This is a genomic window from Fodinicurvata sediminis DSM 21159 (genome assembly GCF_000420625.1).
Classification (GTDB): domain Bacteria; phylum Pseudomonadota; class Alphaproteobacteria; order Kiloniellales; family DSM-21159; genus Fodinicurvata; species Fodinicurvata sediminis.
Genome location: NZ_ATVH01000011.1, coordinates 428,456 through 455,446, shown reverse-complemented (window position 1 = coordinate 455,446; position 26,991 = coordinate 428,456). Strand labels below are relative to the sequence as shown.

Sequence of the window (26,991 nt, the reverse complement as noted above, 5' to 3'; positions counted from 1 at the left end):
ACGCAAGGCGACAAAACCTAACCATCCGCCGCGCTCGACTCGGAGCCACAGACGGTCTTGTGGGCATTTTCCCAGGCCAGAATGTCATCCAGGCGGTAAAGAACCCTGCCGTTTTCACCGGCGGGCTTGAAGAACGGCGGGCCGATCTTCTTCATGCGCCAGTGCCGCAGCGTATTGGCGTTGGCCTTCCAGCGCTCGGCCAACTCCGCCGTGGTCAGGAAGGCGGGGCCGGCGCCCCTGTCATTGGCTGCGTTGTTTTTCATGTCGGTCAGTGACATCGTTCAGTTCCTTCGTTCGTTGCTGTCGCTTCCAGTCTTGCTCTGCCTGCTCCGCGCAAAGCGGGCAGGCGTCATCGAGGCCGTTGACGGGCGAGTAGAACCACCCCATCCCCCTACAGGCCTTGCAGCGCTTCGCCATCACACACCGCCCGACTCCTTGAGGGCCTGATAGGTGTCGTAGTCCTCAGCTTCGAGCATCGCCATGTCGCGCTGGTCCAGGCGCCAGGTGCCTTCTCCTTGCGCCCCTGGGAAGGTGAATGTGGCCGCTGGCGTTCGCTTCGCCGTTCGCCTGATTGGGTCGAAGTCGTAGGCGACCGCACCACTCAGGACGGTGCAGAATGACGGCAGGAAATAGCGAGCGAGTTCGGCGCCCTGTTGCTTCAACTGCTCGTCCGTGGCGTTCTTCGGGATCTCGGGCTCCCAGGGCTTTGTGAGTTTTTCGGTCATGCCTTCCACGCCTCGTCCGTGTACTTCGTATCGAAGTATTTGATGCGCCCCGTCTCGCGGCTCACGGCCTCCAGGGTGAGGCAGGGGTGCTCGCCCCACTCGCCCCTGTAGGTGGCAACAACAGGGAGTCCCGTGAGCGTGAGCTGCCCGGATGCGGGGTTGATATGGCGCAATGCCACTAGCTCCAGAAGAATATCGCGGCTTATAAGAAACCGCTGCGCTTTACAGTTGGCGTCCACCGCTTGCCCGCGAACCTCGTAGATCGCAGCTACAATTTCATCCATCGCTCCGCTCCTTCTCCTGTTCTTCCAGAAGCGCCGCCTCGAGTCTCATGTCGGGCTGGGCGTGTGTGGGGCGCGGAAATACGACGGCCGCCATTGCTTTAATCGGTGCTGTGTGGCTGTCGAGGCCCACAAAAAGCGCGATCTTCAGCGCAGCCATCTCCGGCTCATTGATGATCTGCTCGAAATCCAGCGCCATCACGGGGCCTTGCGTGGCCAGCTTTTCCATCGCCTTCGGCCGGTCGTTGACCAGGGATTTTCTGAAGGCGCGCAGGTGGCGCGCCCCTGTCTTGATGCCGTTGAGTTCGCGCAGCATCTTGAGCTGAGACTTGGCCTGCTGGTGCGGGTCGCGGTCCAGCCAGATGGTGCGATAGTCGCCCGACGGGATAAATCGCTCGGCGCGGTGAACGTCGAGGATCTTGACCGCGCGCCCCCTCTGCTTCTGCAGCCAGTAGGGATTGGAGCTGTTGTCGTCCTCGAAGTCCGGCCATTGCCCGGTCATCGGCATTTTGCTCCTGGCCAGCATCTGCATAACCAAGGACGATCCGCAGCGGCCAAAGCCGCAAACGAGTGCGATTGGCTTGTCGGTCATAGCAACCCCTCCGCCCAGACGGTCACTTCCCGCCGTTCCTTGTCTGTGGTCTCCCGCGCCCTTTTGGCGACCCTGCCCTTGATCTCCTGCACGGCATGGTGCAGCGCCGCATCGCGGGTATCGGCGAACTTTCCCCACTTCGGCCCGACTCGGTATCCACCGCCCCAGCCTGACAGGTTGAAATTGGTCGCCCACATCCAGAGACCGTCGCTGTGCTGATGCAGCTCGATCCTGGCCTTGCCCCAGGCGATGCGTGGGTGTGGCAGGCGCAGCGTTTCGTGCGATTCCTCCTGGACCACGTTTCCATAGGGCTCGACGGGCCGGCGAATGGCCGGCGGCACGATCACATCGAAGATAGAGAGTTGTTGCGTCATTACCGCCCTTCCTCCCATGTTGACCATTCCTCGATACCGTTGCCCCGGTCACATGCCTCCAGATCCACGACGGCGCGCAGATCCCGGTGCAGGTGGCGGGGCAGTTGCCGGCAAACCTCATTCAGGCCGGCGGGCGAAATGTCACCCTGCACCACGAAAACAAGGCAGTTCCCGCCATCGAGGCGGCCCGCCAGACGGCGCAGCCAATGGGCCAGCTTGCCCCGGAGTCCGGGTCGGACAGGTGTGTTCATGGTGGCGCGGTAGGCGTATCTGATGCTCATGACCGCACCTCCGGCATTTCATCCCAGGTGCGACCGTCAAGGGTGCGGCCAGCGGCGCGCTTGCCGACCCGCATCTTCGGCGGCGGACATCTGCCGTCAGGCGCGGCTTCCCTGAAAAGCAGGGCGTCAGGGTGCCACTCGCCCCACTGCTTAAAGTGAAAGGCCACGCCGGCCGCCTGGCATTGGTCGCGCAGGGAGCGAGGCCAGTCCGGGTGCATGGGCCGGGCACCAGGGCCGGACTCGCCACCAGCTATGACCCAGTCGAGACATGGCGTATCAGGATGATGATGGATAACGTTGCCCTCACAATTGGGACAGACGTGCCCGAAGTCCTGATGGGCGCAGCGCGAGCAGAACTCACCTCCCGCTGTGCCAATCCAGCCGCAGTGATTGCAGATTTCCTCCTCTGGTGAGCGACCAGATCGCCAGCCGCAATCATCGGCGCACTCATAGCAACCGGGGAGCCAGGGAGTGAGATCAAGCGGCCCCAGCAAGGGCTCCGCACTCACGCCGCGCACGGCTGCTGGCGTGAGCAGCAGGCGAGGAATGCGCTCGTTGACCCTCTGCTGATCCTCTATCGAGACCATCAGCCAGACGTTGTGGAGGGGCCACCATTGCCGACCGGGCGCCACATGGGGCAGGGGGCCAACGACACTCCTGTCAGTGCGCATTGGCTGGACCGCATCAGCGATCCTTCCTAGTGCACGATCCATATACCACTTCATCCTGCCGGCCCGCTTTGTCAGCACCTGGAAGGTGTGCTGTGGCGCCAGAGCCATGACCGCGAAGACCCGGTCGATCCATTCATCGGGCACGTTCTCATGGAACAGATCGCCATGCGCGCAGACGAAGATGTGGCGCGGCTTCTTCCAGCGCAGGGGCTGGTCCAGCCATTGTTCGTTCAGGCGCACCCGGCCGTTCCAGACGGGGCCGGCCTTGCTGTCGTCGGTCAGGCCGGCGCGGCTGGGGTGGTGCTTCATGCGGCCGCCTGCCAGCTTCATGGCGTAGCAATTTGTGCAGCCCGGGCTGACGATGCTGCAGCCCGTCACGGGATTCCACGTCGCATCTGTCCATTCGATCTTGCTTTTGTCGCTCATAACAAGCCCCTCTCAATCCGTGAACGGAAACCGCACCTGGTAGAAGAACCGCCCGTCCCCCAGGTCCTCGAATAGGTAGCTGGACCGGAAGTAATTGCTCATCGAGGGCGCGGCGCGGTTCTCCTGCTGCCATTGCGCGCGCGACAGGTCGCACCTGTGGACATGGGTGCGGCAGATCCGCTCGACCTCATCGGCGGGCTTGTCGCTCGTGATCGCGTATTCGTAATAGCTGTCGCCATAGGCGCGTTTCTGCCCGCTGTGGGTCACTTCATAGGTCACGCCGTCGATTTCTCCGCTCATGCTGCTCTCCTGTCTGTCCTGGTTGAGTCCTGCCGCTCCGCGCCCTACGGCAGGGTCGTATATGTCACCGGGGGTCATGGGCATGGAAAGGGGGCGCCTGCGCGGCCCGGTGTGCCTCAGTACCTCTTGCCGTTCTCCTGGGCGCGGTTCTCCGGCTTGTGGTCCTGGCGCTGCGCGTTGCGGATGCCCTGGTAGGCAGCGCGCTCTATAGGCGTTCCGGGGGCGCTTGTGTCGTGAGCATTCAGGGCACGCAAGATCATCGCAACATGGGCACCATTGGCTCCTTCATAGAGGCCTTCTCTTGTGCTGACGTCCCACCCCTTGATGACTTGCCAGATCGCTTCAAAGCGCGGGTCATTTAGTTCATCGCGCGTAGGGTCTTTTGCGGTTTCGTGGATTCCGGGGTTCGTTTCTATCGGCATTTCTTCCTCCTTGTCTGAGGCCCCGCACAGCACGTTCCCTGACGCGCACATGGGACAGTGGGGCTTGCCGGCGATCTTCATGAAGTCCTCGACAAGCATGGGCAGGTAGGCGACGATCCATTGATGGGAGCAATCGCCGCAATGAACGGTGAAGGGGCGGCGCTCGGTCATGCCGCCTGCTCCATCTTCTGCTCGATTGTCTCGGCAGTGCCGCCCTCGATCCAGTAGCTTTGCCCCAGCTTGGCAGCGGCGAGATCGGGGACGAGGGCCGGCTTGTTGATGGTCAGGCAGACCAGGGCCGGCAGGCCGGCGGCGGACAGCAGCGCCATGAGACCGTTGCGGCCCCGGAAGTCGAGGATATCCGCCTCGTCGATGACCAGCGCGCAGGAGCCGTCGATCTGTGCCAGTGCGGCCTGCATGACGAGACGCGCGCGCCACCTGCCGGACGCGGAGGCTTGCCAGAGCGGTCGTGTGCCGTAGTGCGCCTCCAGGTTCTCGTCCAGGCGCACCACGGGCCACTCGGCTGCATTGGCCAGCTTCTCCATCGCCTCGTTCAGGTGCCCCAGGCCCTTTGCCAGCTTGCGCCGACGCAGGCCTTCGGGCGCCAGAAGCTCGACCAGCTTGTCGTTGCGCTGGATATCGCCGTGCAGCTTGTTTGCCTTCACCCAGCCGTCGAAGGCTTCGAGCTTCTTCCGCGCGGCCGCTTCCTCTGCCTCTGCGTTGGTGACGGCGCTCTCGTCGCGCTCGCCGCCCTGGTTGCGCAATTCCTCCAGCTTCTGCTGGGCTTCCTCGGCCCGCTTGGCGGTGTGTTCCGCGTTGGCGATCTCCTGATTGAGGGCCGAAGCGCGGCTCTTCAGGTTGCCGATTTCACCGTCCAGGTCGGCCCGCTTCTTGCGCACCTCCTTGCTGGCCCCCGCCTTGGCCGTTTCCTCGTTGTGGGGCTTCAGCAGCGTCTCGCCTTTCCAGACGCGCTCGACCACAAGTTCGGCCTCACAGGCGGGACACTTAACCACTTCGTTCTCGCCGCCTTCCTCGGGCGGCAGGGCGGCACGCTCGCCCTCGGCCTCCTGCAGACGGGCCTGGATCTTCTCTAGTTCCTGGCGCAACGGGGCTGGATCGTCAGACCGCGCATCCGCCTCTTCCTGCAGGCGCTTCATTTCGGCTTCCGAGACGGCCTGAGACCCCACGGCCTCCTTCAGGCGTGCGCGGGTCTGCTCCAGATCCCTTTCGAGGTCTTCTCGGCTGGGTTCCTCGGGCAGCCCCTCCGGCTTCCAGTTGCCCGCCTTCTTGGGTCCGTACTTCTCGCCGGTGACGGCCTCCCACTGGCCTTTCAGGGCGGTGCTGTGGGCCTGTGCGTTCTGGTAGGTCTTGTCCCAGGTGGACTCCTTGGAGACGGCCTTCCAGGCCTTCTCGGCTGCTTTCTCGCTGTAGCCGATATCGACCATTGCCGCCGTGAGGTCGGAGATATCCGGCTGGCTGTCGATGTAACCGGCCAGGGCTGCGGCGCGCTCCTTCAGCGGCAAGTCCAGCAGATGGGCCATGCCGACGGCATAGGCACTGGCGCGTGGCGCACCCTCGGCCCCGTCGGTCACTTTGGCCTTGGGCCAGGCCACCGTGCGGGCCAGCTTGCCGTCTTCGATGTGGGCGCTGCCTTCCTCCGCGCCCTGGCGCAGCAGCAGCTTGGCATCCTTCTTGTTGATGCCGGCAACGGGGATGGGGGCGCCGTGCAGGGCCGCACGTGCGGCTTCGGCCAGGCAGGATTTGCCCTGCTCGTTGCGCCCGGCCAAGAGGGCAATCCGGCTCAGGTCGATATCGGCGCGCTCGACGCCGCGATAGTCCCTTATTGAAAGTTTCATGGGTCGTTGCTCCTTATGAGAGGAAGGACAGGCCGTCGTCGCCCGCTTGCGCAGGCTCGGGCTCGGGTTTTTTGGGCGGGGGCGCTGCCGGCGTATCCGCCGCAGGCGTCGCACCAGGCACCTGCCCCTGGATGGCGAAATACACCTCCATGCAGCCCTTCACGTCCGCCAGGGCCGTGTGGGCGTTCTGCAGCGGGCGCCCCATGAAGTGCGCGTAGGCCTCCGCCAGGCTGGCGGTCTTGGTGTGCTTTCGCCCGGTCGCCATCATCTTTTCCGAGGGCGCCGCCTTCACGATCGGTGTGGCGAGGCGCTGGGTGCACTCCGCCTTGCAGGACTTCCAGAAGTCGGCCGCCTCATTGCCCAGGAAGCGCTTGAGCGCGATTCGCATGATCCGGGCGTCAAAGGACTCGTTGTGCGCAATGCGGCAGTGCGCTTGGCGCCACAGGGCGTGCAGGGCGTGCGCCACCTTGTCCTCTGGAATCCCGACCTGCAGGGCATACTCGGTGGTGATGCCGTGGACCTGGGCCGCCTCGTCGGGGATCTCCCACCCGTCCGGGCAGGAGATCAGGTTGAGGCTGGAGACAACCTTGCGGCTTTCCGCCTCGACGAGGGTTGCGGCGGCCTGGACGATATGCGGCTGCCGGGGATCGTTCGATGGCTGATCGAACAGCGGTAGGCCGTTTGTCTCGAAGTCGCAGAAGAACAGAAGCATGATTCAGCCCTCCGCGCTGAACAACGCGCTCGGCACGTCGTCGCCTTCTTCATCCTGGCTGTTCGCCGGCTCCCCCTGGGGCGCCACGTCGCGCTGGTAGTAGCCCTGCAGGACCGAGAAGCCGTCGTTGTCGAAGCGCTCAACAAATTCCTCGGGAACAACCTCGCCGGTCTCCCGGTCCACAACGTCGTCGCCCTCCAGCACGAAGCGTTGCTTCATCCAGTGCGGCGTTATCTCGCCCAGCGCGCGTTCCTCGTCGGTGATGGACGCGCCTCCCTGCTTCGTCTCGGCCTTCTTCGTGTCGCCCGATTTCTTGGCGCCGGACGATCCCTTGGCCTTCTTGGGTGCCGGTGCCTTCTTCTCGGTTTCCGTTTCGGCCTCGGCGGTTTCCGTTTCGGCCTCGGCGGTTGACGTTTCGGCTTCCGGTTCGGGTTTGGTTGCCTCGGGGGCCTTGTCTTCGCCGGCCAGGGCATCCAGCTTGCTCGCGGCCTTGGTCCCTGTGTCCTCGGCCTCGCTGACGATATCGCCGCCCTCGATCACGAGATCGCCATACTGGTCGGTACTGGCATGCTCGCCACGGTCAAAGGCGTCCTCGAAAGCGGCGGCGCGCTGGACCGACATGGGCAGGTAGTTGGCCAGCCGGCGAATGGCGGTCTTGCGGCCCATTTGCGGAAAGTGATCTTCCCAGGGCGAGGATTTCGTATAGCCCTTCTTGAAGGACTTGTAGCCCTCGGAGGCATCGCGGATGCGCTCGACCTGGGCGCGGGTCATGACCTCGAAGACATAGCCGCCGTCCTTGAACTTGGCGTAGGCGTAGAAATGGGTTATCTCGCCGCGCTCGCCCTCGGCGGGGCGGTGGCTCAGGTGTTCCTCCAGGCCGTAGATGTAGTTGAACTCGTCGTTCTCGCAGACCTCATGGGCCTGGATGGAACTGATTTCGCCAGAGTTCCGGGCCAGGGTCAGCAGCCCCTTGTAGCCGGGAATGAACTGGACCTTGCCGTTGAAGGGAACGAGATAGGCCTGGCCCAGCACGCCGTCGGGCTCCAGGCCAAGCTGGGCGCAGGTCACGACGGCGGCGAACAGGCTGGTGCGGTCGCAGTCCAGCAGCTTCGGGGTGTTCTGCACCGCCGTCATGGTGACGCGCACCAAGCGTTCCGGGGTGAGGTGCTTTGGAAGGGCAAGGGCGAGTTGAGGCTTCAGCCTTTCCAGGGCATTGCGTACGGTATCAACCTCTTGCTTGGCGACGTTCTGTGCCATTGGTTACGACTCCTTTTCTGCGGTGATGGAAAACCGCCAGTGCGGCTTGCGCGTGCTGGTCGATTCCGGGACATGGGCGGCCTTGACCGTGTAGCCGCCGGCGATCATCGCCATGCGGGCATTGCCCATGAGAGACTTAATTTCAGCCAGGGCGGCCGACTTGCGGCTCTTGCCGCCCTTCTCGATTTCGTGCGCTTCCATATATTCGGCGCAGAGTTCCGGCAGGCGGTTGTTGTTGCGCAGGTCCACCACCTCGTCGCCGTCGCCGTTGTAGAGCGCGGACAGCGCCCCCGCGTCGGCCTGGAAGTCGGGCTTGGGCTCGCGGCCCTCGCGTACGCTCTGCCAGAAATCGGCCACCTCGTCCTCGATGCGCGCGATCATCGTGTCGTGACGCTCGACGCGCATCTTGTGGAGGCTGTTTCCGCCGACGCAGGCAATCAGCCAGCCGTGATCGGCGCCGGGCCGGCACGCCATCTGGTGCTGCACCTGGATGAGGAAGTGCGCCGGCGCGTCCAGCAGGATATCGCCCTCGCTTTCCCATTCGCCCTGGCGGAAGCGCAGGCCGTCCACGTTCTTGATCTCCACCGGGGCGCCGTCCTCGGTCTCCACGTCCAGCGAGCAGCCCATGCCCTTCACGCGCGGATGCGGCAGGTACTCACCCACATTGCGCAGGGGCCATTGCCACTTGTGCTGCGCCCAGGCGGCGATGGCGGGCTCCAGGAAGCGGCCGGCCTCGATGCGCTCCTGGCCGTCCAGGTCGTGGCCCGGAATGTTGCCGGCCTTCTGGTGAAACAGCTCGAATTTCGTGATGTAGGGCGAAACACCGAACAGGGCCGCGCTCTCGCTGGCGCCGATCCAGTTGATCCGCTCACTTATGGGAATGTTGGTCATGGCCGCACCCGTGCCATGCCGAGGCCGTACACCATTGCATCGCTGAGGGCTTCGCCCTCGCGCGCCGTATCAATCAGATCGTCCGCGCCCGCGCCCAGCAGGTAGGCACGAAAGGTTTGTTTCAGCCCCTCGCTGGGTTCGACCCACTCCCGGACGTAGGTGCGCCCGGTCGTAGCGCGCCTGGGGTCGCCCGGCGGCAGGGTCTTGGTGACAAAGACCTCAAGGTCCGCGATCTCCAGGATTTCGGGATCGTCGCCGGACAGGGGCGACCAGCGCGGGCCAGGGGGCAGCGCCACCTTGTAATGGCAGCGCCCCTCGTATTCAGCGGCACAACCACCGCTTTCAATGTGCTCGTAGGTGAAAGTGTGGGTGCCGGTGACAATGCGTTGCTGTGCCATGACAGATACCCTCTCCGATTCCGTGATCGGCAAGGATAGGCACAAAACAAAATGTTACGCAACGAAAAATAACGTCTCAGGGCGAAGAGTGTGAGCGACCGCCTGGCCGCTCTTTTAAAAGGGGTTATTTTTAATCGCGCCTGCTTTGGGCAGCCCCCAGCAAGAGCCAGTCGAGGCTCTTTCCGGTGGTTTGCACAATACACTCCAGGACATCGACCCGAGGGAGGGCGCCGCCGCGTTCATATTTGCGGTAGGTCGCCTCTTCTATGCCGAGATCGCGCGCCAGGTCGGCGGCATCCTCGTAGCCCGCGGCAATTCGCGCCGCCCTCAATCGACGCCCGAAGTCCCGCATCAGGCGGTCTCTCCGTGGCGATTTTGACATTACGATCTTCAATAGATGACGCTCCCTTATACACGCCATTGCTCGCGGAGTCGAAACGAATTGTGATTGCCTGGTCTGCCCCTTATGGGTTATCCCTGATGTAACAAATAGTTCCGTTAAGAGGTGCGAATCCGTGGATATGCAGACTTTCAGTTCCAGCGACAGGAAGCGAGGCCATGCCGCTTTGCTGGACGCCCTGGGCGGCCCCAAGGCGGTTGCGGAAATGATCGCGCAACGTGTGGGCAGCCGGCTGACACCGCAGTGCTGCAGCATGTGGAAGGCGCGCGGTGTGCCCTGGCGCTACCGCATGGTGATCGCAGAGGAAGCCAAGGCGCGCGGCATCACCGTCCCGGATGGGTTTCTGGAGGGTGTTCGATGACAACGGGGCGCAGCGATCTGGTCGATCTGACCGCACAGCTTCACCACCAAACCGAAAAGGCGGTCCTCGTATCCAGCGACGGAGACCGGGAGAACGCCGTCTGGTTGCCCTTGAGCCAGATCGAGGTCGAGGACGGCAAGGATGGCCTGGTGGATATCACCTGTCCTGAATGGCTCGCCCACGAGAAGGGGCTGATCTGATGAGCGGACCTGGACACAACATCAACGCTGGCGGCATTGCCGGCGACCGCCTGCGCAGCTTTATCGAGCGCGTGGAGCGGCTGGAGGAAGAGCGCGCCGCGCTGGATGCCGACAAAAAGGAAGTTTACGCCGAGGCCAAATCCGAGGGCTGGGACACCAAGATCATGAAGAAGCTGATCCAGCGTCGGCGTATGGACCAGTCCGACCGCGAAGAGCAGGACATGCTGCTGGATCTGTACGAGCAAGCCATCCAGGGCGGCGGTGCCAACGCGCATGTGCAGGCGCACGCGCCCGCGCCCGAGGATGCCCCGCCGGCGGATGACAGCGAAGTCGGTTTCCTGGGGGGCGGCTGATATGTCGGGTCGTGGGGGGATCGTCGTCGTTCTGGCTCAGCGCGGGGTGCGGCCTGCCGATATCGCCTGCCAGCTGGGCATGCAGCGGGATACGGTCTATGCCCACCTGCGCAAAGCGCGCCTTGCCGGCATGGATATCCCCCACTTCAAGACAGGGGCGCCGGGGCGCAAGCACGTCAACCTCGCCAGCCTGCCGCCGGAAGCGTCCCAATACTTCGAGGCCGAGGCACGCAAGCGCGGCATGGATCAGAAGACCATCATCAGGCGTCTGCTGATCCTGGTGGCCGAAGACGATCTGGCCGGCGCCCTGCTGGATGACGGGAAGGGGGCGCCATGACGGAATGGTTCTTTGCCCCACTGCAAAGCGGTGCGTATCGGGTTATCTATGTGGATCCACCGTGGAAGTTTTCGTCAGGGCCAAGCCGGAACCCGACGAACCACTACGGCTGCATGCCCCTGCAGGAAATAAAGGATCTTCCGGTAAGGAAGCTTGCCCACCCCGACGGGTGCCGCCTGTTGATGTGGGCGACAATGCCAATGCTGGAAAAGTCATTCGAGGTACTGCGGGCCTGGGGCTTCCGCTACTCAACGGCCAGGGTTTGGGGAAAGTTATGGCCCCGTGAGGATGGTCTCTTTCTCTATCCTGACAGCTTCGCGCGCGGAACCGGGTATGAGGTGGTCGGCAATGCCGAGATCCTGCTTATCGGGAAACGTGGCAGGCCCCAGGGGCTAGGCGGGCACAAGCCCAGCAGTATTATTCTAGGTCGGCGCCGTGAACACAGCCGGAAACCTGACTCCGTGCCACAGGAATACGCCAACCTTCTGGACGGACCGCGCTGTGAGCTGTTTGCGCGCGAGCGCAGGCCTGGGTGGGATGTGTGGGGGAACGATGTTGACAGGTTCGCGGGGGCAGCATCGTGAGACACGAGGATATCGAGACCATGCGCCACATGGCGGCGAAGGGCGCCACCGAGGCGACCATTGCCATGGTCTATGGCCTGAGTGAGCGGCGTGTGCGCGCACTGCTGAAGGCGGATATAGGAACAAAACAGCAGCCGCGTGCTGCTGAGCCGGTAACTGCTGAGAACTGCGCACCTGGGCAGCAGCAGGATAATGGCGCGTCCGACGGGCACGCGTCCGGCGAAAGCCCCGTCACGGAATCCCAAGCGAAACCGGAAGAGGCTGCGAGCGAGAATGGACCGCGCGCCGCTGATGACGCCGGGAGTAGGGCGAGCGGGGGCGCCGGAACCCCCGCACCTCCTGACACGGAGCGTCCCCCACCACCCAAGAGCGCCAAGCGCCTGATGCTGGGGCAGGGGGCCGGCGGCTGGCGCCCCAGGACCTGCCAGTACATCGCAAGCGCCAGCGGGCGGAAGGACACGGACAAGTGCGGCGCCCCCGTCCAGGAGGACAGCGCCTATTGCCCCGAACATCACCAGCGATGCTGGGTCAAGCCAGGGTCGAGGCTGCGATGAAAAAGCGCCAGACCGCCAACCGGATCATCCTGCGCGGCTTCGGGATCGGCGCCTTGCTCGCCCTGGCTGATAGCGCGCTCACGCCATCAACAGATTTCAGCTCTGTCAGCAACCTGGTTCTGACCGGCGTCCTTATGAGCGCGATCATCGCCATCGACAGCATGGAGGGTGGGGGCTGATGCCGGCGTATCGCAGTGAAGCCGAGACAGAGATCCGTGCCGAAGTCGTGGATCACCTGCGCCACCACCGTCCCGAGGCCCGGATTATCCACGAGATAAACGCCGGAAGCTTCGGCAATCGGATTGACGTATTGGCTGTCTCGCCGGCCGAAATCATCGCGGTGGAGATCAAGTCCGCGAAGGACAAGCTGGATCGTTTGTCGGATCAGCTGCACGCCATGAGGCGCGTGTCGCATCAGGCCTACTACGCAGTGCATGAGAAATTTTTGGTCGAGTACAAAACCAATCAGTTCACCGCTCATTACGAGCGGGATGGGGTGTACTACATGCGCGACCTCCCAAAACCGTTCCGTCATGGCCCGGCCTGGATCTATCCCCGCCGGGTACGCTCCGCAAACCGAAGCATGGATAACTTGGCCCGATGGAGGATCGAGAATATGAGGCCGGCCACGTCTCTCCCATCGGGGTCAATCGGGATGCTTTGGCGTGATGAACTCTATGCCCTATGTGGCGAACTTCGCGTGCCGGTCAGGAAACGTGCCAATATGACAGAGATGCAAAATGCCCTGCGCTGGAACTGCACAGGCCGCGACCTGACGCACGGCATTTGCGCCGCCCTCCGCCGCCGCGAGTGCTGCGAGGCCGATCCGGCCGTCACCGAGATGGGGGCGGTAGAGTGATGGCTAAGACGCGGCCCGGCAAGCGCTGGTCACACCAACAGCGCATCGAGGACGGCATCCAGATTGGGTGCGTAGATATCCTGGAACGCTTCGTGCCGAATCCCCAGGAGGGCGGACCTGCCTGGACCGCAATCAACCCGCTACCACACAAGACCAAGGCCGTCGCCGGCAAGAGCAAGGCGATGGGCTTACGCAAAGGCTGGCCGGACCTGCTGATGATCTGGAAGGGCAGGCCGGTACTGTTCGAGTTCAAGCCGCCCCATGTCGGCCTGCCGCCGAAAGAGCAACGCGACAGGCACGACGAGATCACGATGAACGGCGGCGTCGTCTTCATCATTCGCAGCGTCGAGGAATTTATCGAGGCGCTGCACACGATTGGCGTGCCTTGCAGCGCCAGGAACCTGAAAGCGCCCGAGACCGTGGCGCGATAGACAGAGCGCGCGCTGCTGGCCCCAGCGCGCGGGCGGGGTGTCTGGCCGGGTGTCTCTCCGGCCCGGTCCAGCCCCCGCCCATCCAACAGGAGGGAACGATGAAAGTTCGCCGCGTTGACTATTACCCCGATGAATACATAGCCGGTGTGGGCAATGTCCTACGCGCTGACGAGGCAGGTGTTTACTGGATGGTCTGCACGCTCATCATGTCAGAAGGTGGACCCATTCCGTACAACGACAGGCGCCTGGCCGGTCTATGTATGATCCGCCCGTCACAGCTTCGCCGCATCATCGAAAAGCTGGTCGATATGGGTAAGCTGGGCCTCGATGACGGCAACAAACTGTATCAGAAACGTGCGCAAAGTGAGGTCGAACGCGCATCGAAACGTATCCAAAGTGCATCTGAAAACGGGGCGAAAGGTGGGCGACCAAGCCAAAAAACGCAAGAAAATCAAGACAAGGGAAAAGCTATCGGTTTATCGGCAGAAAAACTAACCACCAACCACCAACCACCAACCACCAACCAGACTCCCCCCTATAAGTCCCCCCAGGGGGACGAGGCGGACGACGATGGTGTCGGCTTCCTCGATCAACCGGATGAAGAGCAGGGGGGCGACGCAGCACCGCAAGACCCGAACCCGCCTGACGACGAGCCCGAGCTAGCCAACGAGGCCACCTGGAGCAAGGCCGAGATCGACGCGCTGTTTGAGCGCTTCTGGTCAGCCTGTCCCCGCAAGGTCGGCAAGCAGAAGGCGCGGCAGAAGTTCGGCACGGCGCTGACACGGCACCGGGCCGACCCCGAGGCCGTGATCGCGGCGATGGAGCGCTACGCCGAAAGCCGCCAGGGCGAGGATCCGAAATACACCGTTCACCCGGCGACCTGGCTCAACGAGGGCCGGTGGCAGGACGAGGACCTGCCGGCGACCAGCCAGGAGGCTGGCGGCAAGGTCGATATCTTCCGGGTGGCGACCGAAAACGCGCAACGCATGGAGGATTGGCAATGACCCTACCCGCAGTTATCCCCGAGGAAACCTGCCCCACCGTCCGGCAGCACGCCGGCGATTTGAGCGCCTGGGGCGAACGCATGAAGGAGGGCCGCAAACCGCGCGCCGGCGACCGGCTGCTGCCCCTGGGCGAGCTGCGCCGCGCCGTGGCCGAACTGGAGGGCGCCATGCAGCCGGCGGACAAGGCCGCGGTCGGCAAGTGGACGCGGGCCCTGATCGGCGGCTACCGCGTCACGGACAGCGCGTTTCGCGACGAGAAGCACGCCGAGACCTTCATTCACTCGCTGTCGTTCGACCTGGCCGAGTTCCCGGAGGACATTATCACCCGGACGGTCCATGAGATCCGGCGGATCTGCAAATGGCTGCCGTCCTGCGCCGAGGTCTATCAGCACGCCAAGGCCCTGATGGCCGAGCGCCAGGGCATGCTTCAGGCGGCCAGGGCGCAGATCGCGGAGCACGAACGGCGCCAGGGCGAGCGCCAGCGCCAGCAAGACCGCCTGAAGCCCGAGAACCTTTCACCGGACCAGCAGGCCAAGGTCGAGCGCATGTTTCAGCAGATGAAGGGCGGCATGACGACCGGCGACGGAACAGAAAGTTATGCGTCAGTCGAAAATTTCGAGGCACAGGATGGCAAGTCGGGGGCGTCTGGTGGGGTAACACCGGGCAGGGCGCCCTCGGTCACTCAGCGGCCAATTTTGAGGCTGATCCAGAAGACCACTTTAACACTGAATGGAAAAACGACGTTTCGGGAAAATCGTTGAGGGGGATAAAGAAAGGGCGGCGCCGGATCATCCAGCACCGCCCGAGGGGGAGGATAGTGTCGGGCCATCACGTCAGGCCCAGGAGGTGCGCCATCACGATCCCGAGAAGTGCCATTAGGCCCAGGAAGCGGGCGCAGCCCAGCAGGAAGCTGCGGGGGTCGAGGCTGAGGATTGCGCGGATCATGCCGCGCGCCTTCTGTCCTGGTGGCTCTTTTCCTCGATCCTGGAGATCATATCGGCCACCGTGTTCCATAGCTGGGCAGAGGTTGTGGTGGGGATATCCAGGAAGCGCTCACAGGTGGCGTATCCATCATAGGTCCGCGTGCGGATGATGACGCGCAGGCGGACGCACCAGCCCCTGATCTCCACGCAGCCGGTGCGATTTTCCGCGGATAGCTTCTCCTGGGCGCGCGCCAGGTCCGCCGTGGTCATCAAAGCAGTGTCATCAGTCATCAAATCTGTCCAAACTGTCTCGGAGGGTTGTCGTTCGACGGCACTGGCTGTGGCAGGGTGCGATAGGCAGGGATAAAAAACGCGCACCACCACCACATCCAGAGCCCGGTCTGCCTTGCGGTCGGCGCGCTCATGCCGCACCGCCCGCCAACTGCCTGCGCTTCCGCGCGGCGGTCAACTCGGCCGCCTCATGGGCCGTCAGGCCGGCGCGGTAGAGATCGAGGCCGTAATCCAGGCTGTAGCCGTCCTGGCGCTCGTCGCCATCCAGGCTGTGGCCCAGCAGAAACTCCACCTCGTCGAGCCAGGCGGTCGCTGCCGATATGCCGGCGTCTGCCGATTCCATGAGCGCCAGCGCCATGTGGATGTCGTTGGCGACACCGCCGAAGCGCCTCTGGTACTCGTCGGGCCGGTATTCGAGATAGCTGCGCTTGGTGCCCTCCAGGGCGCGGGTCGCCCTCCTGTGGCCGTCGGCCACGTTGGGTATGTGCTTCAGGGCAAAGCCCAGGTCGCGCGGTCCCTGGCTGCGTCTATTGGTCATCGTCGCTGCTGTCATGGTCCTGATTCTCCTTGTCGATCTGAAGTTCAGCGTGCCGCAGGTATCCTGCGCGCTGGGCGTCGTTGAGCCGCTGCCAGTAATGGCCGGCGGCAAAGGCAAGGCGGGCCGCCCGCGACCGGATGCGGGCGACCTCCTTGCGGCTGCGTTTGCGGTGGTTCAGGCCGGGGCTGCACATGGCTCAGGCGTCCGAGAAATCCGTGCGGCCCTGGTACGGCTCGACGTGGCGCTGGTCTATTCCGGCGGAGTGATAGAGACCGGACGGCCCCAGGCAGAGGACGACGAGGTTCTGACACTCCATGAAGCACCCGCCGCCCGCGTGGCTCGTGGCATCGCTGATGACATAGGGGCACGTCAGCGACTCGCCGTTGGTCATGTCCCGCAGGTCGGGCAGGCGGCGCAAGACCAGCATGGGCTGGCCCGCTTGCGGGAAGTTCTTGGTGTCGTCGCCCCCCTCCTTCCACTGCACGAAGTCGCCCGCCTCGACGTTGTGAGCGTTATCGTAGCTGTGCAGGGTCGCGGCGCGGCGCCGCAGCTCCATCACCACCGCGTCGTTGTCGGGATTGGGTGCCCGCCGGTGCGCCTGGTCGCCCCCGATCTCCTGGAAACCGGCCTTCTTGAGCATGCCCGCGAAATCATCTGCGTTCATCGAAATATCTCCTTATCGGTTGAATAGACCACGGGATCATGGCCCCGATTCGCGTCTCATATCAAGAAAATTCGTAACAAAAAGTTACCCAGGACAGGAACAGGATCACACGCCCGCGCGCGCGCCCGCACGCATGCCTGCGCCCGCACGCGAGAGACCGCACCTCTTCAGTTCTCAGGCGCTTAAAGGGCTTGCCCCGTAACCATCCGTGACGCACAGTAAAGGGGTATCATTGCGCGAAAACCGCGTCACGACAGGGGCATCATCTCGATGGCAGCAGCAACAGGTAAGAAGAAGACAGGACAGGTCATACCGATCTCGGACGCCCTGGCCGCCTCGTCGCTGGAAAGACCGCGGCCGCCCGAGCATCTGACCACCATGCAGGCCATGCTGGGCGAACCGCTTTTCGTGCCAGCCCCCGAACTGACCGCCTGGATCGGCAGGGCCTACCTCCAGGAAGACGGCCCGCTCTACTTCGAGGACCATCTGCACCTCTGCCAGGCCCGCATCGGCGCTCTCTGGACCAATGCCGCCAACGAACGTCAGGGCCGCCGCATCGTCGGACAGGCCGAATTGCCCGCCAACGCGCTCCCGAAAGGCAAATGGGCGCGGGCCCGCGGTGAGCAGCAGCTTCGCGAATGGTTCGGCGATCCGCCTGACTTCCTCCTGACCTTCGATGCGCTCTACGCCACCGATTGCGACGACGCCACCTTTGCCGCCCTGGTCGATCACGAGCTGTGCCACTGCGCCCAGGCCGTCGATCAATACGGGATGCCCCGCTTCAACAAGGAGACCGGCGAACCGATCTGGGGCATGCGCGGTCACGACGTCGAGGAGTTCGTCTCCGTGGTGCGCCGCTTCGGGATCGAGGCTGCCGGGCCAGCCGCCACCGACATGGTGATTGCTGCCGCCCAAAAACCCGAAATCAGCCCGGTCGAACTGGCGCAAGCCTGTGGCACATGTGCGGCGCGAGCGGCCTGAAGGAGGTAGATCGTGGCCAAAAATCGCGGACGTCTCACCGAGATCCAGAAAGTCTTTATCGTCCAGAGACTTGCCTGCTTTGACACGCCATCGGAAGCGGCCAAGGCGTTCAAAGAGGAACACGGCATCGAGATCACGCCCCAGGCCGCCGAGGGCTATGACCCCACGAAGCGCGCCGGCCAGAACCTGTCCAAGCGCCTGCGCGAGACCTTCGAGGCGACCCGCAAGCGCTTTCTCGAGAAGTACGAGAGCGAGGTGCCCGAGGCGAACAAGGCGGTGCGGCTCAAGCACCTGGCGCATGCCGCGCGCGCCTTCAAAGGCCGCAACAACTTCGTGGGCATGGCGAACATGCTGGAGCAGATCGCCAAGGAAACGGGCGGCAGCTTCACGAACCAGCGCCAGCTCACTGGCAAGGATGGCGGGCCGATTGCCTGGGAGGGCGTACCGGACGAGGAACTTGACCAGAAGCTGAACAAGCTGCTGGCCACTATGGCTGGCGGAGGGGGCGGCGAAGACAGCAAGAAGGGCGGCGGCAAGACATCATGAGCGCGGCGCCTGCCCAGCAGTACGATATCAACCGCCTGTCTGCGCGGCAGAAAGCGGAGCTGGCTGCGGTGCTTGCCGAAAAGGAAAACCGCCTGGCGCAGCGGCTTTTTCACGAGATATACCCGGACACTGACACGATCTGGACCGGCCCCTCGATCATGGACGGCCTGGTCGCGCATGGGCAGACGCTCTACGCTCGGCACAAGTACCCGAAGCACATGGAATGGCTGGCCGCCGGCGCGGAGTACCGCGAGCGCTGTGCGATGATGGCGAATCGCTGCATCACGCCCTGGACCTACCTTGAAACGCCGGATGGCGCGGCCCTGAGCGCAGAAGTTTGGACAAAGGCAAATGCGCCTGTGATCTCGCGGGCCGGTGAATTTCTATGTGTCGCTCAAGCGCATGGCGGATATCTGAAGGGCATTGAGCAAGCGTTTCGTGTGGTTCTGGACAGCGGTCAATTCTTTGACTGCTCCCGTAAGCACCGGGTATTGACGCACGCGGGCTGGCTTTCTCTCGACCAGTTAGTGTCGCGCGCAAGTGGTCTGCGTTGCTGGCATAGACGCGAAGATTATCAGGCCAGTTGTGACGTGGGTGGTTATCTTGGTGGTCCACCACTTCACCAGGTTGGAGGTATCGACCTAGCGCCATCTCGGCGACCAGGCGATGCTCGGACACGCGCCCCGCTCCTTTTCGCGCCGACGGATGAAGTGGCGCGTACACTAAGACATATCCATGCTTGTCCAGGCAGCGACCGCCTTGCCAGCCAGGATGATCTACGCCGCTTCGCGGGCCTGTTCGGGCTGCTTTCAGGCCCAGCGACCGCGCAATCTTCTCTACGGATTGACGCCAGCAACCAAGCCGTTGCGCAGCTTGCTCTTGAGTTAACCCCTCATCTTCGAGCAGCCGCCGGACAGCCTCTCGGTCTATGCGCCGGCGATGTGCCCCAGGCTCATGCCCCGATGCCATCCCCCGGCGTATCATGTATGCGGACAATGCAGCGTGCGAGACGCCTATCTGGCGCGCAATGGTGTGACGCCCATATCCCTGGGCAGTCAGTCGAGCAATGGCTTCGTGATGCGGCTCACATGCCGATTTTTTACCCATCAGATCATCCTCAGCTAAAGGGGGGCGATACAATCCAGGCCATCGTCCCGCTTGGTTTGCAGCCAATCATAGACGCTCATGTCCCCGTAACAAATAATTATGTTGCGGGCGGCGTCACACACCACAATTCGGGCAAAACCTTCGGCCTGGGCGGCTACGAGGTCGCCTGTCACCTCACAGGCCTGTACCCGCATTGGTGGGAGGGCCGGCGCTTCGAGCAGCCCGTCTCGGCCTGGGCGGCGGGCGACACCTACGAGACGACGCGCGATATCATCCAGCTCACCCTCCTGGGCGAGATCGCCTATTCGGGCGGCGGTCGCAAAAAGATGGACGGGCGCGGCATCGTCCCCGGCTATCTCCTGGGCACGCCGACCTGGCGCAGCGGTGTCGCCAACCTGGTTGATACCATTCCGGTCCAGCACGCCAGCGGCGGCACATCGCACCTGGCGCTCAAGTCCTACGATCAGGGCCGCAAAGCCTTCCAGGGCACCGGCAAGCACGTCATCTGGCTGGACGAAGAGCCGCCCCTGGACGTTTACAACGAGTGTTTGATCCGCACCGCGACCCTCAACGGCATCACCATGCTCACCTTCACCCCGCTCAGCGGCCTGTCCGAGGTCGTAATGAGCTTCATGCCGGCCAATCAGAGGCCGGATCTCGCAGCCTGAAGAAAGGACACGACATGACCCCCGACACCAAAGACATGCCCGAGCAGGTCAGCGGCCTGCCAAGCGACGTGGATCTCCGCGCCACGGCACTCAGCATGGCGAACAACGAACAATCGACGCCGGAAGACGTGGTGGACCGCGCGACGGTCTATCTGCACTTCCTGCGCGGGGAAACCGAAGGCACCGGCAGCAGATAGGGGCGCGTCCCACTCCTGTGGGCGGACCCGACGGCGCCGCCTACAACGCCACACCTCCCTAACCGCGACGTGCCCCTCAGAAGACCACACGCGCGGGGCTGGGCAAACCGGCGGACGCGGGCAACTATGATAGCCGGAAAGGTGCGGAAGCCGTCATTTCACACAACCGATGGAGCGACCCATGAACCCCAACCTGATGACAGACGACGAACTGGCTGCCGCCCTCGCCGAGGATCGGCCAGGCCCACACGTTACCGCCGAGGCGATGGCGAAGCGCGTCCGGGACGCGCAGTACACGGTCCTGCCGAACAGCACCGTGACCATCTGCAACATCACCCTGGACAACGGCTATTCGGTGCGCGGGGAGTCGGCCTGCGTCGATCCGGCAAACTACGACGCCGACATTGGCCGCAAGATCGCCCACGACGACGCTTTCCGTAAGCTGTGGCCGCTCTTCGGCTTCCTGTTGGCCGAGCAGCGCTACCAGGCGCGGGGCGGCTGATGCCCGAGATCAGCCCGTCCAAGTACCTGGTGCAGGCCGGGTGGCAGGACATTCCGCATCTGGACGAGAAGACAAAGGCCGAGCTTATGGCAGCAACACCGCCCCACCTGCGCGATGCGCGAACGGCTGGCATCCCGTCGCTGGGCGCGGGCGCCATCTATCCCATCCCGCCGAGCGAGATCCTGGTCGATCCCTTTCCGATCCCGCCCTACTTCCCGCGCGTCTATGGCATGGACGTGGGCTGGAACCGCACGGCCGCCGTATGGGGCGCCTGGGACCGGGCGATTGACTGCATCTACCTCTACACCGAGCATTACCGGGGCCAGGCCGAGCCCAGCATTCACGCCTCAGCCATCCGGGCGCGCGGTGAATGGATCCCCGGCGTCATTGATCCGGCGGCACGCGGACGCCAGCAGGGCGACGGCGAACAGCTCCTGGCGCAGTACCGGAACCTGGGGCTCAAGCTGACCGAGGCCGACAACGCGCTGGAGGCGGGCATGTATGCCGTGTGGGAACGATTAAGTACGGGCCGGCTGAAGGTCTTCCGCACGCTCCAGAACTGGCAGGCCGAGTACCGCCTGTATCGGCGCGACGAGAACGGGAAAGTGGTCAAGGAGTTCGATCACCTGATGGACGCCACACGATATCTTGTGCTGTCAGGCCTTTCATGTGCTAAGATTAGGCCCGCAGAGACGCAAATGGCCGTTGGATCGGCCGGCGCAGGGGACCCCACGGCAGGCTATTGACGGGAGCAGACAGTCCTATGGCCGCGATTTCAGGCGTAACAAAAAGTAACGCACTTGAGGACGAGGGCGAAGGCCAGCAGGAGGATGAAGCCGCGCGCGAGCGGCGCTTGCGTGAGAAGCTGACCGCCATCGTCGGGCGTCTGGACAAGGAGGCCGAGGACCGCGTTGGCAAGCGCCAGGAGGTCGAACAGCGCTGGCTTGAGGATCTGCGCCAGTTTCATGGCAAGTACGAGGACAGCGTTCTCAAGAACCTGTCCGAGAACGATAAATCAAAGCTTTACATCAACAAGACGCGCGCCAAGACCAATTCGATGGAGGCGCGGCTGTCGGACATGCTGTTCCCGACCGACGACAAGAATTGGGGTGTGCGGCCCACGCCGGTCCCCGAACTGACGGTCGAGGCCGAGCAGGCCGCACAGAAAGCCGCAGAGGCCAAGCAGCAGGCCGCCGAGGCTCAGCAGCAGGGGCCACAGCCGGCCCAGGAAGGCGCACCTGGGCAGAGTGTCCCTGGTCAAGGCGCCGCCCCAGGCGCGGGCACGCCGCCCCAGGAGCAGATGCAGCAGCGTCTCCAGCAGGAGGCCGACGCGGCCGAAAGCAAGGCGGCGGATCTGCGCCGGCAGATGGAAGAGGCTCGCAAGCGCGCGCGGCACATGGAAGAAGAGATCGACGATCATTTGCGCGAGTGCCAGTACAACATCCAGGCCCGCGACGTGATCCGCGATGCCTGCCAGGCCGGAACCGGGATCATGAAAGGCCCGGTGGTGGGCGGCAGGAAGCGCCGCACCTGGCAGCAGCGCGAGGTGACGGGCGAGTCGGGCCAGACGATGACGGTCCACGAGATGCAGGAGGTCGAGGACCCCAGGCCGCGTTACTGGCGTGTGGATTACTGGAACTTCTTTCCCGACATGGACGCGCGCAACATCGACGACTGCGAGGGCATCTTCGAGCGCCATCTGATGAACCCCAAGGCCCTGCGCAAGCTGGCCCGTGAGCCCGGCTTCTCGGACGATGCGATCCGGCGCTTGCTCAAGGACACGCCGCGCAACTCCATACCGACCTATCTGTCGGACCTGCGCTCGATCACAGGCGCTCACCACGACAACATGAGCGACCGCTATCATGTCTGGGAGTATCACGGCCCGCTTGAGGCCGAGGAGCTGCAGACCCTGGCTCAGGCGCTGGATCAGCCCGAGATCCTGGAGGACATAGGCGAAGACCCCGACCCGCTCCAGGAGATCGAGGTCGTGATTTGGTTCTGTCAGGGCGAGGTGCTGAAGTTCGGCCTGCACCACCTGGACAGCGGCGACCAGATTTATTCGGTCTTCTGCTTGGAGAAGGACGACGCCTCGATCTTCGGTTTCGGCGTGCCCTACCTGATGCGGGACAGCCAGAAGGCCCTCAACGCCGCCTGGCGGACGATGATGGACAACTCCGGCCTGTCCAGTGGGCCGCAGATCATCGTGAACCGGGAGGTCGTGCAGCCGGCCAACGGCAAATGGACGCTTGAGCCCCGGAAGCTCTGGTATCGCGATTCCAGCGGCCCGGCCAATCAGCCGGCGTTCGAGACCTACCACATCAACTCAATGCAGCAGGAAATGGCCAACATCATCGAGCTGGCCAGCCGCAACATTGACGAAGAGACCAGCATGCCCATCATCGCTCAGGGCGAGCAGGGCAGCCATACCACGCAGACCGCCCAGGGTATGTCGATACTCATGAACGCGACCAACGTGGTGTTCCGGCGCATCGTCAAGAACTGGGACGACGACATGACCACGCCGAACATCCGGCGCATCTACGACTTCCTGATGCAGTTCAGCCAGAAGGAGCACATCAAGGGCGATTACGAGGTCGATGCGCGCGGCACCTCGGTCCTGCTGGTGCGCGAGATGCAGTCGGCCAACCTGATGGCCGTCCTGTCCAACTTCTCGGCCCATCCAACGCTGTCGATCTTCTTTAAGCATGGTGGCCTGCCCATGATGCGCCGCCTGATGCAGACCATGATGCTGCCGGCCGACGAGGTGCTGAAAACCGAGGAAGAGCTGGCCCAGGAGGCCGCCGCCGCCGCTGAGCAGCCCGAGGACACAGACCCGAAGATCCTGGAGATCGAGAGCAGGATGAACCTGGCCGAGATGGAGGGGAAAATTAAGCTCGAACTGGCCAACATCGAGCGCGAAACCAAGATGATGGAACTGGCCGCGCAGCAGAACATGACCCTGGAGCAGCTGCGCGCCAAGCTGGCCGAAGGAGAGGCCGAGCGCGCCAGCAAGGAGCGCATCTTCGCCAGCGAAGCCGCAGTCGAGGAACGCCGCGATCTGCGCGGCAGCGACGTTCAGTCGGGGGGCTACCTATGACGCGCCAGGAGATGATAGGCGGCCTGCCGCCGCGCGATCCCTGGGTGATGGTCTGCCAGGGTCCGCCGCGCTGCATCATGACGGACGCCGAGATCGAGGCGGCTGACATTCACTGCCATTGGTGCCGCCGCATCATCCTGCATGACGACGGCAGTGAGACGATCCAGGAGCCAGGCAACGCATGACCCGCCGTCCACACGAGAAGATCGACACTGCCAGCGCGACCTGGGATGGCGTGAAGGAATGGGGCGAGGCCCAGCTTGAGCGCAGCCGCAGCACGCTGGAGGCACCGGGCACATCGCCGATCGACACCGAGTACCAGCGCGGACGTGTGGCGGCGCTGCGCGATTTGCTGGCCCTGCCGCGCCGCAGTGAGCTGGACCAGCCGAACGAGCCGCAGGAGTGACCCCAACCATGATGGAGCCCGTACCGATGGATATGGACGAGAAAGACTGGCAGGCCCAGCACGACCTGGAGACGCTGATCCGGGCCGAGAAGATCAAGCAGGACAAGAAGCGCCTGCAGGCCGCCATGAAGAAGAAACGCGAGCTGTCCAAGGCCCTGGAGGGCATGGGCGACAAGGGCGCAAGCACCAGCAAGAAGGGCAGCTAACGCGCCATGAGCGACATCAACACCAACGATACGTCCGAAGACCTGGCGCCCGAGGATCTTGACCTGATCGACGATTCTCTGGAAGATGCGGGTAAGGACGAGGACGCGCTGTGGAGCGAGTTCGACGAGGCGGAACAGTCCGCTGCGAGTGACGACGCCGGCGAAGGATCGCCACCGCCCGACGAGGGCCGTGCCGAGGATGCCGGGGACGAGTGGAGCGCAGCCGACGCCGAGAGCGCCCAGGACCGCGACAACGACAGCGCCTCCGATAACGGCCAGGCACCCGACGGCAATGCGTCCGGTGAGGCCGAGACTGGCGACACCCAGCAGAACGACACCGAACTGTGGGCGAACGCTACCCCCGAGCAGAGAGCCGCCTTTGAGGCCGCTCAGCAGGAAAAAGAGCGACTGCAGCATCAGCTTCGCAGCAATTCCGGGCGGATTTCCGCCCTGCAGCGACAGCTTAACGAGATCCAGGCCGCGCAAGCCAACCCTCAGCAACAGGCCGCCTCGAGCGAGGCCGCCGGACAGCAGGGACAAGGCGAAGGCCAGGAGGGCGAGGGCCAGGAGGATGGCTTTCTCGCTTCGGAGGACTGGCAATCCTTCCGGGAGGAATACCCGGAGGTGGCCGCTCCCCTCGAAAAGGTTGTCGGCAACCTGCAGGCCGAGATTACCCGGCAGAACAAGGAGCTGTCCGCTATAGGCCAGGAGCGCCGGCAATCGGCCCTCGAAGAGCAAGCGGACCTTCTCAGCGAAGCGCACCCGGACTGGCAGGAAGTCACGTCGAACCAGGCGTTCGTCGATTGGCTGAATGACCAGCCCCGGCATATCCGTGAGGCCGCGTATCGAAACGGCCAGGATATCGTGGATGCAGAGGAAGCCGCCGACGTGGTTGGCCGCTTCAAGGCACAGCAGCAGTCCCAGGGTGGCGGGCCCACACAGCAAGCAGCGCCCCGGTCGAATGGCCAGGGCAGTGGAAACAACAAGCTCGCTGGCAAGCGACAGCGCCAACTGGAATCGGCTTCCGCTACGCGCTCGCGCGGTCCAGGCCCCGCCACCGGCATACCGGAGGACGGCGACCCGGAACAGATATGGAAGCAGTTTGACGAGATGGAGCGGCGAACCAGGGGCTGATCGTCGAAGGCAAGGAACCTGAACCATGACGATGACCCGTTATTCCGACGCAGGGGTGAGCCCCCGCACAAACGTCTATGCCGAGCGGCAGATGCTTCGGCATGCGGCGCCAGTCACCGTGCTGGATAAGTTCGGCCTGACCAAGCCGATGCCCAAGAACAAGACCCAGACCATCAAGTTTCGTCGGCCCAAGGTGTTCACCGCGGCCACGACTCCCCTGGTCGAGGGCGTGACCCCGTCTGCCACGCAGTTTGCCTATGAGGATGTGACCGCATCCCTCAAGCAGTACGGCCAGGTGGTCGAGGTTACGGACGTGATCGAGGACACCCACGAGGATCCGGTTCTCAACGATGCGTCCGAGCAGGCCGGCGAAAACATTGGCCGCACCACAGAAGCCCTGACCTATGGCGTCCTGCGGGCCGGAACCAATGTCCACTACGCCAACGGCACAGGGCGCGGAGACGTGAACACGGCCATCTCGCTGTCCAAGGTGCGGGCCGTCACCCGTGCGCTGAAGGCGCAGAAGGCCATGAAGATCACCAAGATCCTCGATGGCAGCGTCAACTATGCCACCCGCCCGGTCGAGGCGTCCTTCGTGGCGGTCCACCACACCGACCTGGAGGCCGATATCCGCGAGCTTCCGGGCTTCATCCCGGTGGCCGAGTACGGCAACCGCAAGCCGGTCTCCGAATACGAGATCGGCACGGTCGAGGACGTGCGCTTTGTGGCGTCTCCCGACCTGGAGCCCTTCGAGGGCGAGGGCAGCGGCACCCTGAACGGCATGGTCAGCCAGGGCGGCAGCAACGTGGATGTGTACCCCATCCTGATCTTCGGGAAGGAGGCCTACGGCATCGTGCCCCTGCGCGGGCAGGGCGCCGTCTCGCCCACGATCCTGCGCCCAGGCAAGTCCGATAAGTCGGACCCCCTGGGCCAGCGCGGCTATGTCGGCTGGAAGACCTGGCACACGGCCGTCATCCTCAACCAGGTCTGGATGGCCCGCCTCGAAGTCGGCGCGACCGACCTGTAAGCCAACGGACGCGGCGAGGGGCAGGGCGCCTCTCGTCGCGACCGCCGGTGTAACGTTTCATTACGCGAAAGGACCGAGCGATGAACCCCAACATCAAAACGGGCACCGTCGAGGGCACAGGGTCGGCCATCAACGTCGCCCTGGGCTTCCAGCCCGACCATGTGAGGATTTTCAACATCGACGCGACCAACCCGGTCTCCGTCGAGTGGACCTCCGACATGGACGACGGTCACGGTCTCAAGCTGAAGGGCGGGACCGTGGCCTATTCCAAGATCACGTCGAACGGCATCACACCGTATGACGGCGCTGACAATGATGAGGGCTACGGCTTCACCATCGGCGCCGACAGTGACCTGAACGTGAACAACCAGACGCTTGTTTACGTCGCAACGCGCTCCGGCGCAGGCGCGGCTTGATTGGCGCAGTGACCGG

General features: G+C 63.8%; 44 protein-coding genes. 24 read left to right on the top strand and 20 right to left on the bottom strand.

Annotated elements, in window-relative coordinates; genetic code table 11:
* Positions 1-17 precede the first annotated feature (17 nt).
* From G502_RS0103485 to G502_RS22370, 15 genes are all read right to left on the bottom strand, one after another.
* The gene (locus G502_RS0103485; RefSeq protein ID WP_022727270.1) at positions 18-278 is read right to left on the bottom strand and encodes a helix-turn-helix domain-containing protein; all 261 of its coding nucleotides are present in this window, start codon (positions 276-278) and stop codon (positions 18-20) included.
* A gap of 138 nt (positions 279-416) precedes the next feature.
* The gene (locus G502_RS0103480; RefSeq protein WP_022727269.1) at positions 417-725 is read right to left on the bottom strand and encodes a hypothetical protein; all 309 of its coding nucleotides are present in this window, start codon (positions 723-725) and stop codon (positions 417-419) included.
* Complete coding sequence (locus G502_RS0103475; protein WP_022727268.1) at positions 722-1,009, bottom strand: hypothetical protein; 288 nt, start codon at positions 1,007-1,009, stop codon at positions 722-724. Before G502_RS0103475 ends, G502_RS0103480 begins: the two co-directional genes overlap by 4 nt.
* Entirely contained in the window at positions 1,002-1,598 is a 597-nt protein-coding gene (locus G502_RS0103470) for a hypothetical protein (RefSeq protein ID WP_026989017.1), read from the bottom strand. The genes G502_RS0103475 and G502_RS0103470 overlap by 8 nt, the downstream gene beginning before the upstream one ends.
* Positions 1,595-1,972: a hypothetical protein gene (locus tag G502_RS0103465; RefSeq protein ID WP_022727266.1), complete on the bottom strand. Its 378-nt coding sequence runs from the start codon at positions 1,970-1,972 to the stop codon at positions 1,595-1,597. Before G502_RS0103465 ends, G502_RS0103470 begins: the two co-directional genes overlap by 4 nt.
* Positions 1,972-2,253 carry a hypothetical protein gene (locus tag G502_RS0103460; RefSeq protein WP_022727265.1) on the bottom strand — a complete coding sequence of 94 codons (282 nt, stop codon included), beginning with the start codon at positions 2,251-2,253 and terminating at the stop codon, positions 1,972-1,974. Before G502_RS0103460 ends, G502_RS0103465 begins: the two co-directional genes overlap by 1 nt.
* Entirely contained in the window at positions 2,250-3,350 is a 1,101-nt protein-coding gene (locus tag G502_RS0103455) for a DUF5131 family protein (protein WP_022727264.1), read from the bottom strand. The genes G502_RS0103460 and G502_RS0103455 overlap by 4 nt, the downstream gene beginning before the upstream one ends.
* 12 nt (positions 3,351-3,362) lie before the next feature.
* Positions 3,363-3,650, bottom strand: a complete 288-nt coding sequence (locus G502_RS0103450; protein ID WP_155957783.1) for a hypothetical protein — start codon at positions 3,648-3,650, stop codon at positions 3,363-3,365.
* Between the two features lie 116 nt (positions 3,651-3,766).
* Complete coding sequence (locus G502_RS0103445; protein ID WP_022727262.1) at positions 3,767-4,243, bottom strand: hypothetical protein; 477 nt, start codon at positions 4,241-4,243, stop codon at positions 3,767-3,769.
* A complete protein-coding gene (locus G502_RS0103440) occupies positions 4,240-5,928 on the bottom strand; it encodes a hypothetical protein (protein ID WP_022727261.1) in 1,689 nt (562 codons plus the stop codon). The genes G502_RS0103445 and G502_RS0103440 overlap by 4 nt, the downstream gene beginning before the upstream one ends.
* A 13-nt stretch (positions 5,929-5,941) precedes the next feature.
* Positions 5,942-6,640 carry a 3'-5' exonuclease gene (locus G502_RS18490; protein WP_022727260.1) on the bottom strand — a complete coding sequence of 233 codons (699 nt, stop codon included), beginning with the start codon at positions 6,638-6,640 and terminating at the stop codon, positions 5,942-5,944.
* Positions 6,641-6,643: 3 nt separating this feature from the next.
* Positions 6,644-7,897, bottom strand: a complete 1,254-nt coding sequence (locus G502_RS22520; protein ID WP_022727259.1) for a recombinase RecT — start codon at positions 7,895-7,897, stop codon at positions 6,644-6,646.
* 3 nt (positions 7,898-7,900) lie between these two features.
* Positions 7,901-8,788 carry a YqaJ viral recombinase family nuclease gene (locus G502_RS0103425; protein ID WP_022727258.1) on the bottom strand — a complete coding sequence of 296 codons (888 nt, stop codon included), beginning with the start codon at positions 8,786-8,788 and terminating at the stop codon, positions 7,901-7,903.
* Positions 8,785-9,186, bottom strand: coding sequence for a hypothetical protein (locus G502_RS0103420; protein ID WP_022727257.1), 402 nt, complete (start codon positions 9,184-9,186; stop codon positions 8,785-8,787). The genes G502_RS0103425 and G502_RS0103420 overlap by 4 nt, the downstream gene beginning before the upstream one ends.
* Positions 9,187-9,316: 130 nt before the next feature.
* Positions 9,317-9,568 carry a helix-turn-helix domain-containing protein gene (locus G502_RS22370; RefSeq protein WP_022727256.1) on the bottom strand — a complete coding sequence of 84 codons (252 nt, stop codon included), beginning with the start codon at positions 9,566-9,568 and terminating at the stop codon, positions 9,317-9,319.
* A 133-nt stretch (positions 9,569-9,701) separates the two neighbouring features.
* Between G502_RS22370 and G502_RS22365 the strand changes: the two genes are divergently transcribed.
* The 11 genes from G502_RS22365 (at position 9,702) to G502_RS0103360 (ending at position 15,030) form a co-directional block, all read left to right on the top strand.
* A complete protein-coding gene (locus tag G502_RS22365; RefSeq protein ID WP_162140941.1) occupies positions 9,702-9,947 on the top strand; it encodes a hypothetical protein in 246 nt (81 codons plus the stop codon).
* Positions 9,944-10,147 (top strand): hypothetical protein, encoded by a 204-nt coding sequence (locus G502_RS0103405; RefSeq protein WP_022727254.1) that lies wholly within the window; start codon positions 9,944-9,946, stop codon positions 10,145-10,147. The genes G502_RS22365 and G502_RS0103405 overlap by 4 nt, the downstream gene beginning before the upstream one ends.
* On the top strand, positions 10,147-10,500 hold the full coding sequence (locus tag G502_RS18475) for a DUF2312 domain-containing protein (RefSeq protein WP_022727253.1): 354 nt from the start codon (positions 10,147-10,149) through the stop codon (positions 10,498-10,500). Before G502_RS0103405 ends, G502_RS18475 begins: the two co-directional genes overlap by 1 nt.
* Before the next feature lies 1 nt (position 10,501).
* Positions 10,502-10,837 (top strand): helix-turn-helix transcriptional regulator, encoded by a 336-nt coding sequence (locus G502_RS0103395; RefSeq protein ID WP_022727252.1) that lies wholly within the window; start codon positions 10,502-10,504, stop codon positions 10,835-10,837.
* Entirely contained in the window at positions 10,834-11,421 is a 588-nt protein-coding gene (locus tag G502_RS18470; RefSeq protein ID WP_022727251.1) for an MT-A70 family methyltransferase, read from the top strand. The genes G502_RS0103395 and G502_RS18470 overlap by 4 nt, the downstream gene beginning before the upstream one ends.
* A complete protein-coding gene (locus tag G502_RS0103385; RefSeq protein ID WP_022727250.1) occupies positions 11,418-11,975 on the top strand; it encodes a hypothetical protein in 558 nt (185 codons plus the stop codon). The genes G502_RS18470 and G502_RS0103385 overlap by 4 nt, the downstream gene beginning before the upstream one ends.
* Positions 11,972-12,154: a hypothetical protein gene (locus G502_RS0103380; RefSeq protein ID WP_022727249.1), complete on the top strand. Its 183-nt coding sequence runs from the start codon at positions 11,972-11,974 to the stop codon at positions 12,152-12,154. Before G502_RS0103385 ends, G502_RS0103380 begins: the two co-directional genes overlap by 4 nt.
* On the top strand, positions 12,154-12,834 hold the full coding sequence (locus G502_RS0103375; RefSeq protein WP_022727248.1) for an NERD domain-containing protein: 681 nt from the start codon (positions 12,154-12,156) through the stop codon (positions 12,832-12,834). Before G502_RS0103380 ends, G502_RS0103375 begins: the two co-directional genes overlap by 1 nt.
* Positions 12,834-13,265 (top strand): VRR-NUC domain-containing protein, encoded by a 432-nt coding sequence (locus G502_RS0103370; protein WP_022727247.1) that lies wholly within the window; start codon positions 12,834-12,836, stop codon positions 13,263-13,265. Before G502_RS0103375 ends, G502_RS0103370 begins: the two co-directional genes overlap by 1 nt.
* Before the next feature lie 98 nt (positions 13,266-13,363).
* A complete protein-coding gene (locus G502_RS0103365) occupies positions 13,364-14,269 on the top strand; it encodes an LvrA C-terminal domain-related protein (protein WP_022727246.1) in 906 nt (301 codons plus the stop codon).
* Entirely contained in the window at positions 14,266-15,030 is a 765-nt protein-coding gene (locus G502_RS0103360) for a hypothetical protein (RefSeq protein ID WP_022727245.1), read from the top strand. Before G502_RS0103365 ends, G502_RS0103360 begins: the two co-directional genes overlap by 4 nt.
* Positions 15,031-15,210: 180 nt before the next feature.
* Here G502_RS0103360 and G502_RS0103350 read toward each other — a convergent pair whose 3' ends face one another.
* The 4 genes from G502_RS0103350 to G502_RS0103335 form a co-directional block, all read right to left on the bottom strand.
* Positions 15,211-15,483, bottom strand: a complete 273-nt coding sequence (locus G502_RS0103350; protein ID WP_155957782.1) for a hypothetical protein — start codon at positions 15,481-15,483, stop codon at positions 15,211-15,213.
* A 130-nt stretch (positions 15,484-15,613) separates the two neighbouring features.
* Entirely contained in the window at positions 15,614-16,036 is a 423-nt protein-coding gene (locus G502_RS18465) for a hypothetical protein (RefSeq protein ID WP_155957781.1), read from the bottom strand.
* Positions 16,011-16,214: a hypothetical protein gene (locus G502_RS0103340; protein ID WP_022727241.1), complete on the bottom strand. Its 204-nt coding sequence runs from the start codon at positions 16,212-16,214 to the stop codon at positions 16,011-16,013. The genes G502_RS18465 and G502_RS0103340 overlap by 26 nt, the downstream gene beginning before the upstream one ends.
* Before the next feature lie 3 nt (positions 16,215-16,217).
* The gene (locus G502_RS0103335; RefSeq protein ID WP_022727240.1) at positions 16,218-16,685 is read right to left on the bottom strand and encodes a hypothetical protein; all 468 of its coding nucleotides are present in this window, start codon (positions 16,683-16,685) and stop codon (positions 16,218-16,220) included.
* A gap of 270 nt (positions 16,686-16,955) precedes the next feature.
* Here G502_RS0103335 and G502_RS0103330 point away from each other — a divergent pair, with 270 nt between their 5' ends.
* On the top strand, positions 16,956-17,666 hold the full coding sequence (locus G502_RS0103330) for a putative metallopeptidase (protein WP_022727239.1): 711 nt from the start codon (positions 16,956-16,958) through the stop codon (positions 17,664-17,666).
* 12 nt (positions 17,667-17,678) lie between these two features.
* Positions 17,679-18,212, top strand: coding sequence for a DUF2280 domain-containing protein (locus G502_RS18460; RefSeq protein WP_022727238.1), 534 nt, complete (start codon positions 17,679-17,681; stop codon positions 18,210-18,212).
* A gap of 282 nt (positions 18,213-18,494) precedes the next feature.
* Here the strand turns inward: G502_RS18460 and G502_RS22870 are convergent, their stop codons facing one another.
* The gene (locus G502_RS22870) at positions 18,495-18,863 is read right to left on the bottom strand and encodes a hypothetical protein (RefSeq protein ID WP_367401674.1); all 369 of its coding nucleotides are present in this window, start codon (positions 18,861-18,863) and stop codon (positions 18,495-18,497) included.
* Between the two features lie 311 nt (positions 18,864-19,174).
* Between G502_RS22870 and G502_RS22865 the strand changes: the two genes are divergently transcribed.
* From G502_RS22865 to G502_RS0103265, 11 genes are all read left to right on the top strand, one after another.
* Positions 19,175-19,987, top strand: coding sequence for a terminase large subunit domain-containing protein (locus G502_RS22865; protein ID WP_367401672.1), 813 nt, complete (start codon positions 19,175-19,177; stop codon positions 19,985-19,987).
* 14 nt (positions 19,988-20,001) lie between these two features.
* Complete coding sequence (locus G502_RS0103310) at positions 20,002-20,184, top strand: hypothetical protein (protein WP_022727236.1); 183 nt, start codon at positions 20,002-20,004, stop codon at positions 20,182-20,184.
* A 181-nt stretch (positions 20,185-20,365) separates the two neighbouring features.
* Positions 20,366-20,686, top strand: a complete 321-nt coding sequence (locus G502_RS0103305) for a Gp49 family protein (RefSeq protein ID WP_169513646.1) — start codon at positions 20,366-20,368, stop codon at positions 20,684-20,686.
* Entirely contained in the window at positions 20,686-21,432 is a 747-nt protein-coding gene (locus tag G502_RS18445; RefSeq protein ID WP_022727234.1) for a phage terminase large subunit family protein, read from the top strand. Before G502_RS0103305 ends, G502_RS18445 begins: the two co-directional genes overlap by 1 nt.
* A gap of 17 nt (positions 21,433-21,449) precedes the next feature.
* A complete protein-coding gene (locus G502_RS0103295) occupies positions 21,450-23,786 on the top strand; it encodes a hypothetical protein (protein ID WP_022727233.1) in 2,337 nt (778 codons plus the stop codon).
* Positions 23,783-23,971 carry a hypothetical protein gene (locus tag G502_RS0103290; protein ID WP_022727232.1) on the top strand — a complete coding sequence of 63 codons (189 nt, stop codon included), beginning with the start codon at positions 23,783-23,785 and terminating at the stop codon, positions 23,969-23,971. The genes G502_RS0103295 and G502_RS0103290 overlap by 4 nt, the downstream gene beginning before the upstream one ends.
* Positions 23,968-24,192 (top strand): hypothetical protein, encoded by a 225-nt coding sequence (locus G502_RS0103285; RefSeq protein WP_022727231.1) that lies wholly within the window; start codon positions 23,968-23,970, stop codon positions 24,190-24,192. Before G502_RS0103290 ends, G502_RS0103285 begins: the two co-directional genes overlap by 4 nt.
* Before the next feature lie 8 nt (positions 24,193-24,200).
* On the top strand, positions 24,201-24,398 hold the full coding sequence (locus G502_RS0103280) for a hypothetical protein (protein ID WP_022727230.1): 198 nt from the start codon (positions 24,201-24,203) through the stop codon (positions 24,396-24,398).
* Positions 24,399-24,404: 6 nt separating this feature from the next.
* On the top strand, positions 24,405-25,532 hold the full coding sequence (locus G502_RS0103275; protein WP_022727229.1) for a hypothetical protein: 1,128 nt from the start codon (positions 24,405-24,407) through the stop codon (positions 25,530-25,532).
* Between the two features lie 25 nt (positions 25,533-25,557).
* Positions 25,558-26,559, top strand: a complete 1,002-nt coding sequence (locus tag G502_RS0103270; RefSeq protein WP_022727228.1) for a N4-gp56 family major capsid protein — start codon at positions 25,558-25,560, stop codon at positions 26,557-26,559.
* Positions 26,560-26,639: 80 nt separating this feature from the next.
* Positions 26,640-26,975 (top strand): hypothetical protein, encoded by a 336-nt coding sequence (locus tag G502_RS0103265; RefSeq protein ID WP_022727227.1) that lies wholly within the window; start codon positions 26,640-26,642, stop codon positions 26,973-26,975.
* Positions 26,976-26,991: the final 16 nt, after the last annotated feature.